Here is a 12,880-nt window from a genome sequence, read left to right on the forward strand (position 1 = left end):
AACGGGTGAGGCATGCCGAAGATCCCTGGCCTAGGATCGTAGGCATGACGCAGACGACCACCGCCCCGGCCCGCTACATCCCGGCGACCGGCCTCACCGAGACGGTGAACGGCACCACGGTCCAGGCGTTCTGGGTCAACGGCGCCGGCTGGAAAGTCCAGGCCCGACGCGACGGCCTCACCGTCATCTCGCAGCTCCACCAGCACGACCACCAGGCCGTCGCCGCCTACAACGCCCTCGTCGCCGAGCACACCGCCCCCGTCGAGCCCGCCCCCGCGGTCAGGCTCGCCGCGCCCGCGAAGGGCACCGCGACCCGCATGACCCCGGCCGAGGTAGTCGTCATCGGCCAGGCCCTCGACTCCACCGGCCACATCCGCCGCGGCCGGGGTGCTGCCGGCGCCGACCTCAGCATGCTGCTCGCCATGGCCAAGCGCGGCTTCATCACCCTCGACGGCCCGCGCTTCCGCCCCACCGGCGGCGAGGTCACCGACTTCGGCAAGCGCCTCTACAAGGAGGCGGTCGCCGCCGCCGAGGCCGAGCAGCAGCGCGCCGACCACATCAACCGCATCCTCGCCATCGTCGCCGCCTGAAGGAGAACGCCATGACCGACGGCATGAACTGGGATCTCATCGCCAGCCGCCTCCAGGACGAGCAGCGCAAGATGATCCACGAGGAGAATTGGAGGGGCCCCGACTTTTACGCCGAGGCCCTGCGCCGCACCTTCGGCTACCGGGCCGCCGGCGAGCAGCGCGACCGCGAGCGGACCCTGCCGTACGAGCACCTCAACGCCGGCCAGGGGCTCATGACCCGTGCCGAGTCCCGGCACGAGCAGGAGGGCGCCGTCTACTTCGCCAACGCCGCCCGCGAACGCGCCGAGGAGCAGGTCCGGGAGATGCGCGCCGAGGTGGCCCGCGTCTACCGGGAAGCCGCCGCCGACCTGGCGAAGCTGATCCGCGACCGCTGCAACGAGCGCACCGTCCCGTCGCGCTACCGCCGCGAGGGCGTGCTGTGGGCGGCCGACCTCATCGACCCGGCCGTGCCGAAGGACCAGTACGGCAACGCCATCCCCCGCGACACCGACGCCGCCTGAAGGGACCCGCCATGACCCTGCCCCAGTTGCGGCACGCCTTCGGCCGGGACTACCGGATCTGGACCGTCGGCCTGCTCCCCCTGCACCGGCTGCCGAAGTTCGAGCCCGGCATCGGTGCCCCCGCGTTCACGCCCGTCGGCGGCTGGACCGTCAACGTCGTGCACGGCCGTATCGAGGCCCGCTGCGGCGGGATGTGCCACGAGCTCGACGGCGTCGCCTACCCCGACGACCAGGCCGCGTGGCGGGCCACGTACGGCGCCGGCCTCGTCGGCGTCCTCGTCGACGAACGCAACTCCGCCGGCTACGACTTTCCCACCGGAGGTGCTGCATGACCGACCCGAACGAAATGACCGACGCTGAGCGCGCCGCAGTCCTGGCCGCGATTGAGGCCCAGGCTCCCGTCCGAATGCGCAGGCTCTCCGACAACGCCATCATCGCTGTCGACCCGAGCCGCGTTGCCGAACGGATCGCCAGTGGATGCTACGAGATGATCAAGGAGGCGACGTGACCAGCCACGACCCGATCACCGCGGTTGAGCTGCCGCTGCCGTGGGGCGCAACCCTGCGCCTGTTCCCGGACGGGACGGTGACCCTGCTGACGTCCGAGGACGAGGCGGCGCTCACCGACGAGAACCTCGACGGGATCGCCGACCTGGTTGCACGTGCCCGGCAGATCCGCAGCAAGGGAGAATGACGCCGTGACCGACCTCAAGGACATGACCGCCGCCGAGCTCGCCTACTACCTCGGCGCGCTGGAGCAACCCGGCTCGCGGCACAGTACTGGCAGCGCGTCGATGCTCGACGAGGCGACCATGGCGTTCGGCTCAATGTCGCCTCAGGTCGCCGAGGCGCATGCAGCGTTCGCGCAGGCCAGGCAGGTGCACCAGTCGTCGATCAGGACGTCCACGTCCGGCGACTACTCCGATGAGGCGTGGGATTCGCTCGTCGCTGCCGCCAACAATCTCGCAACACAGCTCGGCGCACTCGGGGACGCCCGCGTTGCCCGATACAAGCGGAAGGCCGGCTGGGGGACGTGCAACCTGCTGCTTCCCGCCGATGGCGAATGCCGGTCGACGCTCGGCCACCTGGACTGAGGGCGACCGACGTGGTACAGGTCGCGGCGCGGCGGCAGTTCATGCGGCGCGTTCGCTGATTCCACAGCCTGTGGATCAACCTGTGCACGAACTACAGCGGTGTACTTCGCCCGCCGGCCTTCACCAGGTCTGGCGGGCGTTCTACGTTCGGGACCTGGGGGCGTGGACGGGGGCGATGCGGACTGGCGACGGACGGTGGCGGGTAGATGTCGGCTCGTTCGACGCGCGCAGCAAGCTCCGTTGGTATCGACTCGCCGGCGACGGCTACGAGCGGACGTTCCCGAGTCTGGCGGCGTTGGTGGACGCGGGGAACGCGGTCGGGTTCGACATCGCGGACTTGCGGTAGCAAGCGGCGAACCTTGTAGGAAGTTAATTGGTTTCCGAATGAGGTTTTCTGTAGAACGTAAATTCATCTGCTACAAGGTCGCGGAATCTCAAGCAACGTTGCGATACTGCAGTACCTCAACGTTGCGACACGGAAGACCGAACTTTATTGATGTCCGGATAATATCCGCGTTGATATCCGTGTGAGGCGCACTGCGCAGGCGGCCTGTATGGCGTGGCTTGACATGTATGGGCAGGTCACACAGGCGTGGTATCGACAACCAGTCGGTTGTGAAAGGCTCGCGGGGCGAGACGTTGGTCACAGACATTCGCTCACTCTGCGTAATCCCGCCTGTGGCCTAAGCGATATCTGCAGCTGATTGCCCGCGGCGCTCGCCGCAATCTTTGGCCACTTTCCAACCACCTTGGCAAGATCGAAGTCGATGCGATTCCGCCCACCAGAATTCGGTGTAATGTCCTCGACGCACCCGAGAGCGAAGCCGCCCTCGTGCCCGCTCACCCTCGTGCGGGCCTGCCACCGGAGACCCCGGACAGCAAGAGCGGCACGGGTTCCCGCCCGCGCCGCTCGGATGCGTCTGTCACAACGCTGTCCGCGTCCAACGTGACGCTTCACGAGGAAGACGAACGTGGCCACTGTAACGCCCGACGGGGGTACGTCAAACCCTCAACCTCCCGATGAGCCAAATTCCACACGCGAGCTCGTCATCCGCATCAAGTACTTCACGCTGTACACCGCACTGGCGGTCGCCGCGTCGACCGTGATCGCCTACTTCAACGAGAAGCTCGGGTTCGCGATCGGCACCGGCGCCGCGGTCCTTGCCGCCATCTACGCGGCGAAAACCTTCGGCAAGCGCAAGTAGCATCCGCAACGCCAAGCCCCGCATCTCCTTGGAGGTGCGGGGCTTCTCCTTGCCCTAGAACAACTCCAAGGGCTTCTGGTCAGCCTTGCGCAAGCGCTTGACGCACGAGCATCCTGGCCCATGCACCTGCAGCCGGGCGATATCGAAGTGGATGACGGGCAGCCCGCGCTTGGCCGCCTTCTTGACGGTGTCGTAGGTGCCGCCCTTGCGCCGGCCGTCCCAGACGGCCACGATCACGCCGGACCGCTCGGCGGCGAAATCCAGCAGCCCGTCGTTGCGAGCGAACAGCAGCCCCACGTCCGGCGCCCGCCCGTACTCGCGCTTCGACGTGCACCGCTCGAGAAGCCGCCGGTACGAGTCCCGGTCGGCGTCCGTCCAGTCCCGGCCGTTTGGCTGCTGCGGGTACGGGATGTGCGCGTGGACGGCCATGCCGGCGAACAGCGCCGACCATCCGAAGTCGAGGTCCGTACCCCGTGCCATCCCGGTCGCCGCGTCGGCGGTGCCGAACTCGTGCACGAGGCGCAGGTTCACACGGTCGAGCTCGGTCCGCAGCCACGCCAGCTGGACGTCGGACAGGTCGCGATGCCCGGTGACGCTGACCGCCGGGAAGGTCATGGTCGAGGCCAGAGACGTGCGGGCGTCGCACCCAACTGAATCCAGTTGTAGCAGCCCCAGCACACGTCAAGCCAGCGCGGGCCGATCTTCGTGGCGGCGATGACCGCCGCCTTCGACCGCTCGCCACAGCGCAGGCACGTGTGGATCTCGTCCTGGGCGCGATGCTGCATCGCCGCAGCCGCCGCCTCGCCGGGCGCAGGATCCAACAGCGTCGGGTTGTCGCGGAGCAGCATCAGGAACCGGTCGACCTCCGAGACCGGCTCAACGCCGAAGAACTCGCGGCGGTGATCGTCACAGAACGGGCCACGGGGCAACACGCAGCCGCACGTCCAGGTAGTCACGGCCCAACCCTATGCGGCACTCGCGCCCACGAGCGGCCAGCCCGCAGGTCTCGGGCAGCGGCGACGAGCCCGGCCACCTCGACGGCCGGGATGCCGCAGTCGCCGGACGACCAGCACCGGTCGGCACCCCACGCGCAACCGTCCGCGTTGCAGGTCGAGGACGAGAACGCCGCCCAATCCGCTGGGGTCGCGAACGGGCGGCGGCAGGAACGGCAGACGGTCATCGGCGAATCGTGCCATCAAGAAACGCGCGGCCCGCATCGGTGAGCACGAGAGGTCGCTCTGCCCGCCGCCATCCCGAAGGGCCGAGCTCGATCAGCCCGGCCGCGAGCAAACGCCGTGCCGCCCCGGTCACCTCCGAGCAAAGTCCCGGCGTGTGCCGCACCTCGGCGGTCACGTACACGCGGGCCCCATCCCACGTGGCGCCGGCGTACTGCTTCCACATGGGCAGATAGGCGTAGGTGTAGACCCCGGCGTGCGTGTCCCCAGCGCATGCGGCGACGTCGCGGAGAAGCTCGAGGTCGGCGGTCCTCACCGGAGCGGTTCCCTCAGGGTGCGCTCATCGGTCTCGAGGATGGCGTTCAGATCGGCGGCGATCCTGCCGGCATTGGCCCGCATGAACTCGGAGACCGTCAGCCCGGCGACCCGGGCATCCTCAACCAGGTCGGTGCGGGTCGTCAGGAGTCGACGCACACCTGATCCGGGCTCCAGGACCAGGCCGGGGGCGACGATGCGGATGCCGGCGTTGGTGTCGACCAGCGCTGTCGCGCCATGATCGACCGGACCGGTTCGGGCGGTGAGGAAGTGCAGGTGGTCGGTGGTGACGCGGTGCCGGTTCGCGGGCGTCACCTCGACACCTCGACTTCCACGGCCCCGGTCCCGTCGCAGGCGTCGCAATCCTGCTTGTGGCACCCCTGGTGACAAAACACGACGCCTTCGCCGTGGCAGTCCGGGCAGTCGACCTCCTGCGTCATGCCGTCTCCTTCGGCCAGTCCCCGGCGCCAGTGCAGCGGTAATCGCCGCGGTCGGAGTGGTGGCGTACCTTGCCGGTCTTCAGCAGGTTGAACTCGCGGTCGCAGATCCGGCAGGTACCGCGGCCCCACGGGCTCGTCGTCGTGTCCTCGGGCCTCACTGTCGCTCCTCGCCGAGGCTCCAGCCGAAGCCGCGGGCGATGCGTTCCGCGTCGGCGCGGCCGTTGTCGCCGCGACGCCACCCAAAGTCGTGGGCGATGCCCTCCGGGTCGGCGAAGCCCGCACGCCGCAGCTCCTCAACCGCCTGGGTGGCACGTTCGGGGCTGGTCGTCCGGTCGGCGAGAACCAGCAGCGGGTCACGGTCGTCGATCACGCGAACACCTCCGGGTGCGTGGCCTTCCAGTCCAGCCAGCGCTGCATCGGCCGTTCGTCGCCAATCGTGTGGATCAAGTCCATCAGTCCGACCAGCGAGTACGGGCCGACATACTTGCCCGGCTCCTTGTCGGCGCGCTGCGACGGCCACACGATCGAGAACAGGTAGCCGTACTCGTAGGAGTGCCGGCGGAAGCCCCAGTCGTCCTCCCCCCACTTGTGGAAGATGACGCCGTTCGCGCCGCCGTCCACGTCGAGGGCGCGCTGCTCCATCTTCTGCCGGAAGCCGCTGTTGCCGTACCAGTGATCCTTGTACTCGTTGAGGAATGAGGCGAGCATCGCGGTCTCGGCGTCGGTCGGCCGCGCCTCGGACTCACTGTCGAACGCGACGAGGTAGTACCAGCGCGGGTGGGAGCTGGTGACGGCGATACGGTGCGCGGTCAGCGGGTCGTTGCGGTCGGCGTCGGTCTCGAATGGCCACTCGGCGGTCTGGGTCATCGCGCCTCCTTGAAGTCGATCAGGTGGTCGGTAAGAGACACGCACACGAGAGCCCCGTCCTCCGGCCCGGCCAGGTAGGCGACGCCCCGATCGGCGGCGCCGTCGATGTCGACGACCTCGTACGTCCCGGCGGGCAGCTTGCAGCCGCGGCCGGTGTGATGGATGACGGTCGTCTCGGCGGACACGGTGGCGGTGCGCATCAGCGGCCCATCCGGTCGCCGGCGGTCAGGGGTGCGACCTCGCGGGTCTCGCCGAAGATCTGGACCTGCCAGGCGATCCAGGCCAGCCCCTCGGCCTCGCCCGAGAACCCGGGCACGGACACGCCAGCCAAGTCCGGGTGCTGGCGCCGCAGGTCCGGCGCGCACTCGCGGCTGGCCCGGGGCAGCTGGTGGGTCATCAGGTCGTCGCCGGTCATCCAGTTGAGGATGTCGTACAGCCCGCCCATGCCGTTCGGGGTGCAGAAGATGCCCGAGGTCACGGAGAGGATGTCGCCGATGTGGAACGTCTTCGTGGTCATGGATCCCCTTCAGGCGGCGACGGGCATCTCGGCCCGCACGTCGTCCAACTGATAGGTGTGGCTGTCGGCGATGGTGGCGCCCCAGTGGTCGCCGTGGGCGCGGCGCAGATGACCGCCACGCCACAAGCCCGGGTATTCGTCCAGGGCCAGGATCTCGTGGACGGTGCAGCCGTCGACCGGGTCGACGATGCGGTCACCGACGTGCAGCGCGGAGCCGAGGACGCGGGTCACGACGCGCGCTCCGCCAGCAGCCCGGCCGCATCCAGCTCGGCGGCGATTCGCTCGGCAGGCCCCCACGACATCGTCGCCTGGAGCGTGTTCGCGACCGCCTCATGGGGCGGCAGGGCGATACGCGGCTTCCCTCCGGCGAGGAGTCCGGCGTCGGCCAGTTCTTGAGCGCGACCGATCGCGCGGTCGTCCGCGCGGAAGATGCCGTCGATGTGCGGGCGAATGATCGCGGCGGCTGCGAGAATCGCCTCGTCCCGGGTCACGACGTCACCACCGACGGCGTGGCCACGCGGCGCAGCCGGTCGTTGAACAGCAGCGGGTCGCAGATGACGATCGTGTAGTAGCCGTCCGGGTCGACGATGTCATCGAGGAAGAAGTGCTCCCACCGGCGGTCGACCTTGACGACCGGGCGGTGGCAGTAGCAGCAGTCCGTCTCCGGCTTCGGGGCGGTCATGACCCGCTCCCGACGCGCAGCACCTGGTAGTCGCCGCCCCCGATCAGCCGGTCGACGAACCAGTCGCCGACGTGGCTGCCGTTCGTGCACCGCCACGCCGAGAACCGGGTCGGGTGGTCCTTGATGCAGACGACCTCACGGTGGCCGGGCAGTTCGCGGCCGACGACGATTGAGCCGTCCGGCAGGTCGGCGGTACGGATGGTGTCCATCAGGCCAGCCCCAGCCGCTCGCGGAGCGCGTGCATAGCTCCGTGCCAGCCCGCCTGGTAGTTGTCCTCGGCGTAGTTCGCCGGGCCCTGCTCGTCGTCGACCTCGTTGATCAGGTCGGTCAAGTCGTTGGCGATCGCCTCGGCCAAGCCGTCTGCATTCGGGCCACCGGCGCGGATCGCGATCGTGACCCGCTCGACGATCATCGCAGTGAAGCTGTCCATCGAACCTCCTCAGCAGAACTCGTAATTGGAGAATCGGTTGCCGCGGGCGTCGTCATGCTGGCCGTCGTGCACCTGGCTGAAGTGGTAGCGACGCTCGGCGCGGTAGGAGCGGTGCCGGGCCACGACGTCCTCCAGCTCGGCGAGCGTCACCTCCGCGCCGTACTCGTCCACGATCCGGCCCGACGCGGCCAGGGCCAGCCACGACTCGTAGTCGACGACGCCCCGCTCCGGGTGGCCCTGGAAGTTGAACGGCCAGCCGCCCGACGCCTTGCCGAGATGGATCGGCTCGCCGTCGACGATGACCTCGTAGTTGGTGGACATCAGGACTCCTCGGGGTGTGCGGCCAGGACAGCCTCGCCGCCGGCGGTGATGCGGACGGCACCCGATCCGCGCTGGTTGCCGGGCGACTCGACGTAGGTCGGGGACAGCCGCCTGAAGTAGGTCGCAGCGTCACGGGGCATGCCGCCGCCGTCGTAGCGCCAGTACCGGACCCCGCGCGGGCCCGGTGCGCGCTCGACCTTGCCGGCGGCGACCGCGCGCAGGAACCGCAGCTCGGCGGCCGTGAACTTGCGGTCCGGCATCAGGACTCCTTCGGTTCGGCGGCGAAACGGACCACACCGGGCTCGTCCTCGCTGAACCCAGGGTCGGGCCGGCCGGGCCGGATGTGGACGACACGCCACCCGATGGTGGCGAGCGCCGTTCCGGTCCGCGGCCAGAACATGACCCCGCCGACCTCGGCCCTGGCCGGGACCGGGGCGGACGCGACCAGCTGGCCATCCGGGCCGCAGACGACGACGGTGCTGCCCGCGGTGAGACGGTGGTCGGCGTCGACAGTGACGTAGGCGTTGTAGACCATCACGCCGCCGGCCGCGACACGATCCGGTACTGGCCGAACCTGAGCCGCAGCGGACGCCCGGACCGGTTGCCGGTCACCCCGTACTCGCCGCCGCGTGCCACCGTCGACTCGACCGTGAACTCCTCGCCCTCCGCGTCGCCGTACACGACCTGGATCACGTCGCCGGGCATCGGGGCGCCCACCTCGGGGTCGCGCGTCTCCTGGGCGAACCGGGCGCGGGCGTGCTCGAGCGTGTCGCAGTCGAAGACCTTGGGGTCCTTGCCGTCGATCTGCGAATACACCTGCAGGCCGACGCGGCGCACCCAGTACGGCGGCTTCCCGAACTCGGCGTCGCCGCTGAACTCGTAGAACTCGTCGCCGGACATCAGGCGGCACCGTGCTCGCGGCACCACGCCCGGCCGGCGTCGGTGAGCTCAAGGACCGGGCGGCCATCCTTCATGGTGTGGCGGAGCAGCTTGGCGGCGATCCAGGCGTTGGCGATCTGCCGGTCCTCGTCGCCGAGCGCGTGCGGGGTGTTGAAGAACCAGCCGGCGTTTCCGGCGATCCAGCGGGCGAAGCCCAGCTCGGCCTCGGCGTCGAGGCGCTCGGCGTAGGTCAGGTCAGGCATGGGGGCTCCTCAGGTGTTGTCGATGACGTTGACGTCCAGGTCGACGCCGAGGTGCTTCGCCGCCCAACCTCGCAGGAGCCGGGCTGCCTTCTCGATGGCGGCGGTTCGGGCCTCGCGGCTGTACTTCGCGGCGCCCTCGGGGGCTTCGACGCGGATGGTGTCCTTGATGCCCGGCAGGGCGACGCGCAGCGTGACCGCGGCGTCGCCACGGGCCGTCGACGGGGAGATCGTGAACAGCGTCAGGCCGGAGTCGGTCTGACCGCGCCACGAGTAGTGACGGTCGTCCGGGGTGAAGGTCAGGTTCACGGCGATCCTCAGGCAGAGGTCGGGTTGTTGATGGCGGCGCGGGCCGCGGCGATCTGCTGCTCGAGCTGGTCGAGGACCGCGAGCATGACGGCCTCGCCGCCTCGGACGTCCTTGCAGGTCTCGTACAGGCGGAAGCGCAACTGCTCCACCTGCTCACGGGCGATGGTGTCGCGGACGGCCTGGTTCTCGACAGGCAGGATCTCGATGCGCTGCCCGCCGACGATGCGGCCGTCCTGGCGGTAGTAGCGGTTGCCGCTGGCGCAGATGACCTGCGTCGCCGTCAGCCGCTCGACGGTCGTGAACGACACGCGGCTGTCGGTGTAGCGCCGGTCAAACTCGGCGGCGATGGAGCCCTCAGCGGCCCAGCTCGTGTCGACCATGCCGTCCTCCGTTACGAATCTCTGTTACGAAACACGTTATCGCCAGATCTTGAGTTACGCAACCCTGTTCCGTTACTGTGTTCGGGTGACGAAAGACGAGGCGCGCCAGATCCTTGGCACGGCGAAGACCAAATACCGCCGCACCGAGGACGCGCACAAGAAAGCCCGCGACGAGCTGCAGGAAGCCGTCGTCGAGGCACTGCGCGCCGGTGTCGGCCCGTCCGAAGCCGCACGCCTCAGCGGCTTCACCGACGCCTACGTTCGCAAGCTCGCACGGGGAGCCGGGATACCGCCGATCCGGGAATCGCGTGGCGGACCGGTGCCGAAGAAGGCCGCCGAGTAGCTACGCCACCCGCTCGGCCGCGTCCAGGAGCCGCTTCGCCGCCAGAATCTGCAACGCCACCAGCTCCGCATCCCGCGGCGACCACGCACGCTGCAGCCACGACCCGGCCCCGATCGTCACCCGGCCCGACGCGTACTCCCGCAGCAGCACCGCGGCGATCCGCCTGCCGGCATCGTCAATGACCGGGAACTCGCGCTGGTGGTATCCGCCACTCGGCAACAACTCCAGCGGGCACAACTCCCGCTGACACCACGGCGGGTGCTCGAGCTCGGCCGGGCCTGGCACACGCGGCGTCACACGCTCATCCATGCGCACCTCCCGCTGAGGTGACGGCCGCCACGAGCCGGGCCTGGGTGGGGATCGAGGCGACCGCCACGTACAGGGCGGCGGGACGCCGAAACGTCCCGCCGCTGCCGCCCGCCGTCCTGTTGCTGAGGCAGGGAGAGGCGGGTGCGCCCATCACCGTACCCGACCTGTTGCAACAGGTGCAGTAGCAACAGGTTGCTGGAATGCTGAGACCTGCCGACCCCTTCTTTGCGCCCCGCCATCCGGCATGGTCGTATGGCCTTGCTGAGGCAGGGAGTCCACACACATGCAAAGGGGAAAAGACGCGCCATATTGGCGCGTCCTTGACGGCGTGCTCGACAGCATCCGCACCGGCACCTACCCACCAAGCGGGCGAGTGCCGTCCGAGTCGGCTCTTGCCGAACGGTACGGCGTATCCAGGTCCACCATCAGTCGGGTCATGGAGAAACTCCGGTGGATCGGCTTGGTGGTCGGTCCCGCCGGCGGGATTGCCCGGGTGGCGCCCGAGCCGCGGCGGACCAGGGCGCTCGCCCTCGTCGACGAGGCTGACCAGCTGCGCGCCGAGGCCGCCGGCGACCTGCCATAGCCGCGCCTGATCCCGGCGCCCGCCCGGCACTGCAGCGTGACCGGACGGTCGACAATGGGTAGCGAAATCCCGCGTATGAGCCGGAATGGGTCAGCCGAACGGATGGAAGTTCCGGCGATGTTCAGCCATCCGATGCAGCGGGACAGCGGAGTTGTTGAAGCAGGTACACAATCGGGCTGATCGGCCCGGTGGATCCGAAATCAGCTCACACCTCGACTCCGGTCCGACGGTCAAATCAAGCTCGGACCCCTCCCCCTGGGATTGGTCTGAGGGCAGCCCGGCGGGACCCACGTGATGGAGTAGCAGCCCGCTCCGTGATCCCGCCGGACATGTCCCTCCAGGCGTTCAGCTATGGTCGCAACCATCGCATTCCGGCTTCCGGCAGAGATCAAAAATACAGCAAAAGAGTGGTTGCACGGTACTCGTTCCCGCAGCTCAGCGAACGCGGCGGAGCACGGCGCTAGCCACAAAGGGACTTCTAATCCCAAGGTCGTAGGTTCGAGTCCTACCGGGCGCACCAGGCTTCACCAGCATTTTCGCTGCGTACGCCGCCCGTCGAAATGCCAGACCGGGCGGCGTGACAGCAACAGGGGCCCACCGTGAGCCTGATCCATCTGCCCCGCCGCCTCCGTATCGCCAAAGGCTTGATGGCCTGGGTGAGGCCTCGTAAGGTGCCGCCTCATGGGTTGGTACGGAACGCTCCTGCTTGCGAGGCCCGGCAACGGCAACGGCAACCTTCCGGCGTATCCGGGGGTTCGGCAGTCATTCGGATCGCAGTTCTGTGTCCCAAGCCTGTGGCCCTCATTCGGCAACCGCGTGGGGCTGTACGACCTGGGGGACGGCTGGCAGCGGGTCGGGGTCCTGCCGTTCGGCCGGGAGCGGCTGCGGCTGGCGGCGGGCGTCCGGGAACTGGCCGCCGCGACCGCGGCCCCAGTGCTGGCCGGGTGGGTCTCGGAGAGTGTGTGTGCCCATCTGGAAGCCCACTCCCCCGCAGGTGCGGCCGTGTCCATGCACCTGCCGAACACCGGCGAATGCTGTGTATGCGCGCACCTGGACGGCCAGCCGGAACGCGTGGAGCCCGGACGCGCAGCCGAAGCGTTCGCGGCCTGGGCCCATGAGACCGGGCGGACGCCGGCGACAGAGACCATCGCGGCCATCGTCCACGACACCTGGGACGAAAGCCCGTTCACGGAGGACGCCGTGCTGGCGCTGTTCGGCGCGCTCGGTTTCCCTCGGGGAAGGGAGATCCTTCCGGTCGTCGATCCGCACGACGAGGCGTTCGGGGATTACGAGCTGTGGGCCCACCTCGCGAACAACACGGACAAGCCTGCGCCTGGGGCAATGACGTCGATCGGCCGAGGCCGGCCACCCGCCTATCGATCGTCGTCGTTGGTCGGCTCCAGGAGAGCCGCGAGGGCAGCGGCGTGCCGCCGGGCGGCGAGCCGGGGCAGTTCCCGCGCCACCAGCGGCCGGTACCGGGCGGGCTGTTCGGTGAGCATCTCGCGCAGTCCGGCCAGGGCCCGAAGACGCACCGGCTCGACCCACTCGACGGCCCGCTCGGCCAGGAACGGCACGTACTCGGGCCGCGGCCGTTCGGCCATCCCGGACACCGCGGCCTCGCGCACGTGACCGTCGGGGTGCAGGCCGGCGAGGGCCCGGCTCAGCGGCCGCTGAGCTGGAGG

General features: G+C 69.2%; 33 protein-coding genes. 9 read left to right on the forward strand and 24 right to left on the reverse strand.

What is annotated here, in order from left to right:
• Positions 1-44 precede the first annotated feature (44 nt).
• The 7 genes from ABT369_RS39510 to ABT369_RS39540 all read left to right on the forward strand — a co-directional run bounded on the left by ABT369_RS39510 (position 45) and on the right by ABT369_RS39540 (position 3,388).
• Positions 45-590 (forward strand): hypothetical protein, encoded by a 546-nt coding sequence (locus ABT369_RS39510; RefSeq protein ID WP_350620323.1) that lies wholly within the window; start codon positions 45-47, stop codon positions 588-590.
• Between the two features lie 11 nt (positions 591-601).
• On the forward strand, positions 602-1,090 hold the full coding sequence (locus ABT369_RS39515; protein WP_350620325.1) for a hypothetical protein: 489 nt from the start codon (positions 602-604) through the stop codon (positions 1,088-1,090).
• An 11-nt stretch (positions 1,091-1,101) separates the two neighbouring features.
• Positions 1,102-1,422, forward strand: a complete 321-nt coding sequence (locus tag ABT369_RS39520) for a hypothetical protein (protein ID WP_350620327.1) — start codon at positions 1,102-1,104, stop codon at positions 1,420-1,422.
• A complete protein-coding gene (locus ABT369_RS39525; RefSeq protein WP_350620329.1) occupies positions 1,419-1,598 on the forward strand; it encodes a hypothetical protein in 180 nt (59 codons plus the stop codon). The genes ABT369_RS39520 and ABT369_RS39525 overlap by 4 nt, the downstream gene beginning before the upstream one ends.
• The gene (locus tag ABT369_RS39530; RefSeq protein WP_350620331.1) at positions 1,595-1,783 is read left to right on the forward strand and encodes a hypothetical protein; all 189 of its coding nucleotides are present in this window, start codon (positions 1,595-1,597) and stop codon (positions 1,781-1,783) included. The genes ABT369_RS39525 and ABT369_RS39530 overlap by 4 nt, the downstream gene beginning before the upstream one ends.
• Positions 1,784-1,787: 4 nt before the next feature.
• Positions 1,788-2,183 (forward strand): hypothetical protein, encoded by a 396-nt coding sequence (locus ABT369_RS39535; RefSeq protein ID WP_350620333.1) that lies wholly within the window; start codon positions 1,788-1,790, stop codon positions 2,181-2,183.
• 971 nt (positions 2,184-3,154) lie between these two features.
• On the forward strand, positions 3,155-3,388 hold the full coding sequence (locus tag ABT369_RS39540; RefSeq protein WP_350620335.1) for a hypothetical protein: 234 nt from the start codon (positions 3,155-3,157) through the stop codon (positions 3,386-3,388).
• A 54-nt stretch (positions 3,389-3,442) separates the two neighbouring features.
• Here ABT369_RS39540 and ABT369_RS39545 read toward each other — a convergent pair whose 3' ends face one another.
• The 22 genes from ABT369_RS39545 to ABT369_RS39650 form a co-directional block, all read right to left on the reverse strand.
• Positions 3,443-4,003, reverse strand: coding sequence for a hypothetical protein (locus tag ABT369_RS39545; protein WP_350620337.1), 561 nt, complete (start codon positions 4,001-4,003; stop codon positions 3,443-3,445).
• Entirely contained in the window at positions 4,000-4,344 is a 345-nt protein-coding gene (locus ABT369_RS39550) for a hypothetical protein (RefSeq protein WP_350620339.1), read from the reverse strand. The genes ABT369_RS39545 and ABT369_RS39550 overlap by 4 nt, the downstream gene beginning before the upstream one ends.
• 220 nt (positions 4,345-4,564) lie before the next feature.
• On the reverse strand, positions 4,565-4,879 hold the full coding sequence (locus tag ABT369_RS39555; RefSeq protein ID WP_350620341.1) for a hypothetical protein: 315 nt from the start codon (positions 4,877-4,879) through the stop codon (positions 4,565-4,567).
• A complete protein-coding gene (locus ABT369_RS39560; protein ID WP_350620343.1) occupies positions 4,876-5,193 on the reverse strand; it encodes a hypothetical protein in 318 nt (105 codons plus the stop codon). Before ABT369_RS39560 ends, ABT369_RS39555 begins: the two co-directional genes overlap by 4 nt.
• Positions 5,190-5,318 carry a hypothetical protein gene (locus ABT369_RS39565; RefSeq protein WP_350620345.1) on the reverse strand — a complete coding sequence of 43 codons (129 nt, stop codon included), beginning with the start codon at positions 5,316-5,318 and terminating at the stop codon, positions 5,190-5,192. The genes ABT369_RS39560 and ABT369_RS39565 overlap by 4 nt, the downstream gene beginning before the upstream one ends.
• Positions 5,315-5,476: a hypothetical protein gene (locus ABT369_RS39570; RefSeq protein WP_350620347.1), complete on the reverse strand. Its 162-nt coding sequence runs from the start codon at positions 5,474-5,476 to the stop codon at positions 5,315-5,317. Before ABT369_RS39570 ends, ABT369_RS39565 begins: the two co-directional genes overlap by 4 nt.
• Positions 5,473-5,688 carry a hypothetical protein gene (locus ABT369_RS39575; protein ID WP_350620348.1) on the reverse strand — a complete coding sequence of 72 codons (216 nt, stop codon included), beginning with the start codon at positions 5,686-5,688 and terminating at the stop codon, positions 5,473-5,475. Before ABT369_RS39575 ends, ABT369_RS39570 begins: the two co-directional genes overlap by 4 nt.
• Positions 5,685-6,185 (reverse strand): hypothetical protein, encoded by a 501-nt coding sequence (locus ABT369_RS39580; RefSeq protein WP_350620350.1) that lies wholly within the window; start codon positions 6,183-6,185, stop codon positions 5,685-5,687. Before ABT369_RS39580 ends, ABT369_RS39575 begins: the two co-directional genes overlap by 4 nt.
• The gene (locus ABT369_RS39585; protein WP_350620352.1) at positions 6,182-6,385 is read right to left on the reverse strand and encodes a hypothetical protein; all 204 of its coding nucleotides are present in this window, start codon (positions 6,383-6,385) and stop codon (positions 6,182-6,184) included. The genes ABT369_RS39580 and ABT369_RS39585 overlap by 4 nt, the downstream gene beginning before the upstream one ends.
• Complete coding sequence (locus tag ABT369_RS39590; protein ID WP_350620354.1) at positions 6,385-6,702, reverse strand: DUF7736 domain-containing protein; 318 nt, start codon at positions 6,700-6,702, stop codon at positions 6,385-6,387. Before ABT369_RS39590 ends, ABT369_RS39585 begins: the two co-directional genes overlap by 1 nt.
• Before the next feature lie 9 nt (positions 6,703-6,711).
• On the reverse strand, positions 6,712-6,933 hold the full coding sequence (locus ABT369_RS39595; RefSeq protein WP_350620356.1) for a hypothetical protein: 222 nt from the start codon (positions 6,931-6,933) through the stop codon (positions 6,712-6,714).
• Positions 6,930-7,193, reverse strand: a complete 264-nt coding sequence (locus tag ABT369_RS39600; RefSeq protein ID WP_350620358.1) for a hypothetical protein — start codon at positions 7,191-7,193, stop codon at positions 6,930-6,932. The genes ABT369_RS39595 and ABT369_RS39600 overlap by 4 nt, the downstream gene beginning before the upstream one ends.
• Entirely contained in the window at positions 7,190-7,384 is a 195-nt protein-coding gene (locus ABT369_RS39605; protein ID WP_350620360.1) for a hypothetical protein, read from the reverse strand. The genes ABT369_RS39600 and ABT369_RS39605 overlap by 4 nt, the downstream gene beginning before the upstream one ends.
• A complete protein-coding gene (locus ABT369_RS39610; protein WP_350620362.1) occupies positions 7,381-7,593 on the reverse strand; it encodes a hypothetical protein in 213 nt (70 codons plus the stop codon). Before ABT369_RS39610 ends, ABT369_RS39605 begins: the two co-directional genes overlap by 4 nt.
• Entirely contained in the window at positions 7,593-7,814 is a 222-nt protein-coding gene (locus ABT369_RS39615; protein ID WP_350620364.1) for a hypothetical protein, read from the reverse strand. The genes ABT369_RS39610 and ABT369_RS39615 overlap by 1 nt, the downstream gene beginning before the upstream one ends.
• A 9-nt stretch (positions 7,815-7,823) precedes the next feature.
• Positions 7,824-8,135 (reverse strand): hypothetical protein, encoded by a 312-nt coding sequence (locus ABT369_RS39620; RefSeq protein ID WP_350620366.1) that lies wholly within the window; start codon positions 8,133-8,135, stop codon positions 7,824-7,826.
• On the reverse strand, positions 8,135-8,395 hold the full coding sequence (locus tag ABT369_RS39625) for a hypothetical protein (RefSeq protein ID WP_350620368.1): 261 nt from the start codon (positions 8,393-8,395) through the stop codon (positions 8,135-8,137). Before ABT369_RS39625 ends, ABT369_RS39620 begins: the two co-directional genes overlap by 1 nt.
• Complete coding sequence (locus tag ABT369_RS39630; protein WP_350620370.1) at positions 8,395-8,673, reverse strand: hypothetical protein; 279 nt, start codon at positions 8,671-8,673, stop codon at positions 8,395-8,397. The genes ABT369_RS39625 and ABT369_RS39630 overlap by 1 nt, the downstream gene beginning before the upstream one ends.
• The gene (locus ABT369_RS39635) at positions 8,670-9,035 is read right to left on the reverse strand and encodes a hypothetical protein (RefSeq protein ID WP_350620372.1); all 366 of its coding nucleotides are present in this window, start codon (positions 9,033-9,035) and stop codon (positions 8,670-8,672) included. The genes ABT369_RS39630 and ABT369_RS39635 overlap by 4 nt, the downstream gene beginning before the upstream one ends.
• Positions 9,035-9,277 (reverse strand): hypothetical protein, encoded by a 243-nt coding sequence (locus ABT369_RS39640; RefSeq protein WP_350620374.1) that lies wholly within the window; start codon positions 9,275-9,277, stop codon positions 9,035-9,037. Before ABT369_RS39640 ends, ABT369_RS39635 begins: the two co-directional genes overlap by 1 nt.
• 9 nt (positions 9,278-9,286) lie before the next feature.
• The gene (locus tag ABT369_RS39645) at positions 9,287-9,583 is read right to left on the reverse strand and encodes a hypothetical protein (protein WP_350620376.1); all 297 of its coding nucleotides are present in this window, start codon (positions 9,581-9,583) and stop codon (positions 9,287-9,289) included.
• Between the two features lie 8 nt (positions 9,584-9,591).
• The gene (locus ABT369_RS39650) at positions 9,592-9,963 is read right to left on the reverse strand and encodes a hypothetical protein (RefSeq protein WP_350620378.1); all 372 of its coding nucleotides are present in this window, start codon (positions 9,961-9,963) and stop codon (positions 9,592-9,594) included.
• 85 nt (positions 9,964-10,048) lie between these two features.
• Here ABT369_RS39650 and ABT369_RS39655 point away from each other — a divergent pair, with 85 nt between their 5' ends.
• A complete protein-coding gene (locus ABT369_RS39655; protein WP_350620380.1) occupies positions 10,049-10,306 on the forward strand; it encodes a hypothetical protein in 258 nt (85 codons plus the stop codon).
• Here the strand turns inward: ABT369_RS39655 and ABT369_RS39660 are convergent, their stop codons facing one another.
• On the reverse strand, positions 10,307-10,615 hold the full coding sequence (locus tag ABT369_RS39660; protein ID WP_350620382.1) for a hypothetical protein: 309 nt from the start codon (positions 10,613-10,615) through the stop codon (positions 10,307-10,309).
• Positions 10,616-10,898: 283 nt separating this feature from the next.
• On the opposite strand from ABT369_RS39660, the gene ABT369_RS39665 reads away from it, so the two are divergent.
• The gene (locus tag ABT369_RS39665; RefSeq protein WP_350620384.1) at positions 10,899-11,198 is read left to right on the forward strand and encodes a GntR family transcriptional regulator; all 300 of its coding nucleotides are present in this window, start codon (positions 10,899-10,901) and stop codon (positions 11,196-11,198) included.
• A 1,373-nt stretch (positions 11,199-12,571) separates the two neighbouring features.
• On the opposite strand, the gene ABT369_RS39670 is transcribed toward ABT369_RS39665, so the two are convergent.
• Complete coding sequence (locus tag ABT369_RS39670) at positions 12,572-12,799, reverse strand: hypothetical protein (RefSeq protein WP_350620386.1); 228 nt, start codon at positions 12,797-12,799, stop codon at positions 12,572-12,574.
• Positions 12,800-12,880 lie beyond the last annotated feature (81 nt).

Origin of the sequence: Dactylosporangium sp. NPDC000244, from assembly GCF_040300725.1 — a bacterium.
Taxonomy (GTDB): Bacteria; Actinomycetota; Actinomycetes; order Mycobacteriales; family Micromonosporaceae; genus Dactylosporangium.

Coding starts and splice junctions, on each gene's coding strand:
- ABT369_RS39610 (WP_350620362.1), bottom strand. CDS start 7,593: ATGGACACCATCCGTACCGCCGACCTGCCGGACGGCTCAATCGTCGTC.
- ABT369_RS39635 (WP_350620372.1), bottom strand. CDS start 9,035: ATGTCCGGCGACGAGTTCTACGAGTTCAGCGGCGACGCCGAGTTCGGG.
- ABT369_RS39665 (WP_350620384.1), top strand. CDS start 10,899: ATGCAAAGGGGAAAAGACGCGCCATATTGGCGCGTCCTTGACGGCGTG.
- ABT369_RS39615 (WP_350620364.1), bottom strand. CDS start 7,814: ATGGACAGCTTCACTGCGATGATCGTCGAGCGGGTCACGATCGCGATC.
- ABT369_RS39520 (WP_350620327.1), top strand. CDS start 1,102: ATGACCCTGCCCCAGTTGCGGCACGCCTTCGGCCGGGACTACCGGATC.
- ABT369_RS39565 (WP_350620345.1), bottom strand. CDS start 5,318: ATGACGCAGGAGGTCGACTGCCCGGACTGCCACGGCGAAGGCGTCGTG.
- ABT369_RS39525 (WP_350620329.1), top strand. CDS start 1,419: ATGACCGACCCGAACGAAATGACCGACGCTGAGCGCGCCGCAGTCCTG.
- ABT369_RS39515 (WP_350620325.1), top strand. CDS start 602: ATGACCGACGGCATGAACTGGGATCTCATCGCCAGCCGCCTCCAGGAC.
- ABT369_RS39510 (WP_350620323.1), top strand. CDS start 45: ATGACGCAGACGACCACCGCCCCGGCCCGCTACATCCCGGCGACCGGC.
- ABT369_RS39670 (WP_350620386.1), bottom strand. CDS start 12,799: ATGGCCGAACGGCCGCGGCCCGAGTACGTGCCGTTCCTGGCCGAGCGG.
- ABT369_RS39660 (WP_350620382.1), bottom strand. CDS start 10,615: ATGGATGAGCGTGTGACGCCGCGTGTGCCAGGCCCGGCCGAGCTCGAG.
- ABT369_RS39620 (WP_350620366.1), bottom strand. CDS start 8,135: ATGTCCACCAACTACGAGGTCATCGTCGACGGCGAGCCGATCCATCTC.
- ABT369_RS39625 (WP_350620368.1), bottom strand. CDS start 8,395: ATGCCGGACCGCAAGTTCACGGCCGCCGAGCTGCGGTTCCTGCGCGCG.
- ABT369_RS39650 (WP_350620378.1), bottom strand. CDS start 9,963: ATGGTCGACACGAGCTGGGCCGCTGAGGGCTCCATCGCCGCCGAGTTT.
- ABT369_RS39580 (WP_350620350.1), bottom strand. CDS start 6,185: ATGACCCAGACCGCCGAGTGGCCATTCGAGACCGACGCCGACCGCAAC.
- ABT369_RS39545 (WP_350620337.1), bottom strand. CDS start 4,003: ATGACCTTCCCGGCGGTCAGCGTCACCGGGCATCGCGACCTGTCCGAC.
- ABT369_RS39590 (WP_350620354.1), bottom strand. CDS start 6,702: ATGACCACGAAGACGTTCCACATCGGCGACATCCTCTCCGTGACCTCG.
- ABT369_RS39605 (WP_350620360.1), bottom strand. CDS start 7,384: ATGACCGCCCCGAAGCCGGAGACGGACTGCTGCTACTGCCACCGCCCG.
- ABT369_RS39640 (WP_350620374.1), bottom strand. CDS start 9,277: ATGCCTGACCTGACCTACGCCGAGCGCCTCGACGCCGAGGCCGAGCTG.
- ABT369_RS39585 (WP_350620352.1), bottom strand. CDS start 6,385: ATGCGCACCGCCACCGTGTCCGCCGAGACGACCGTCATCCATCACACC.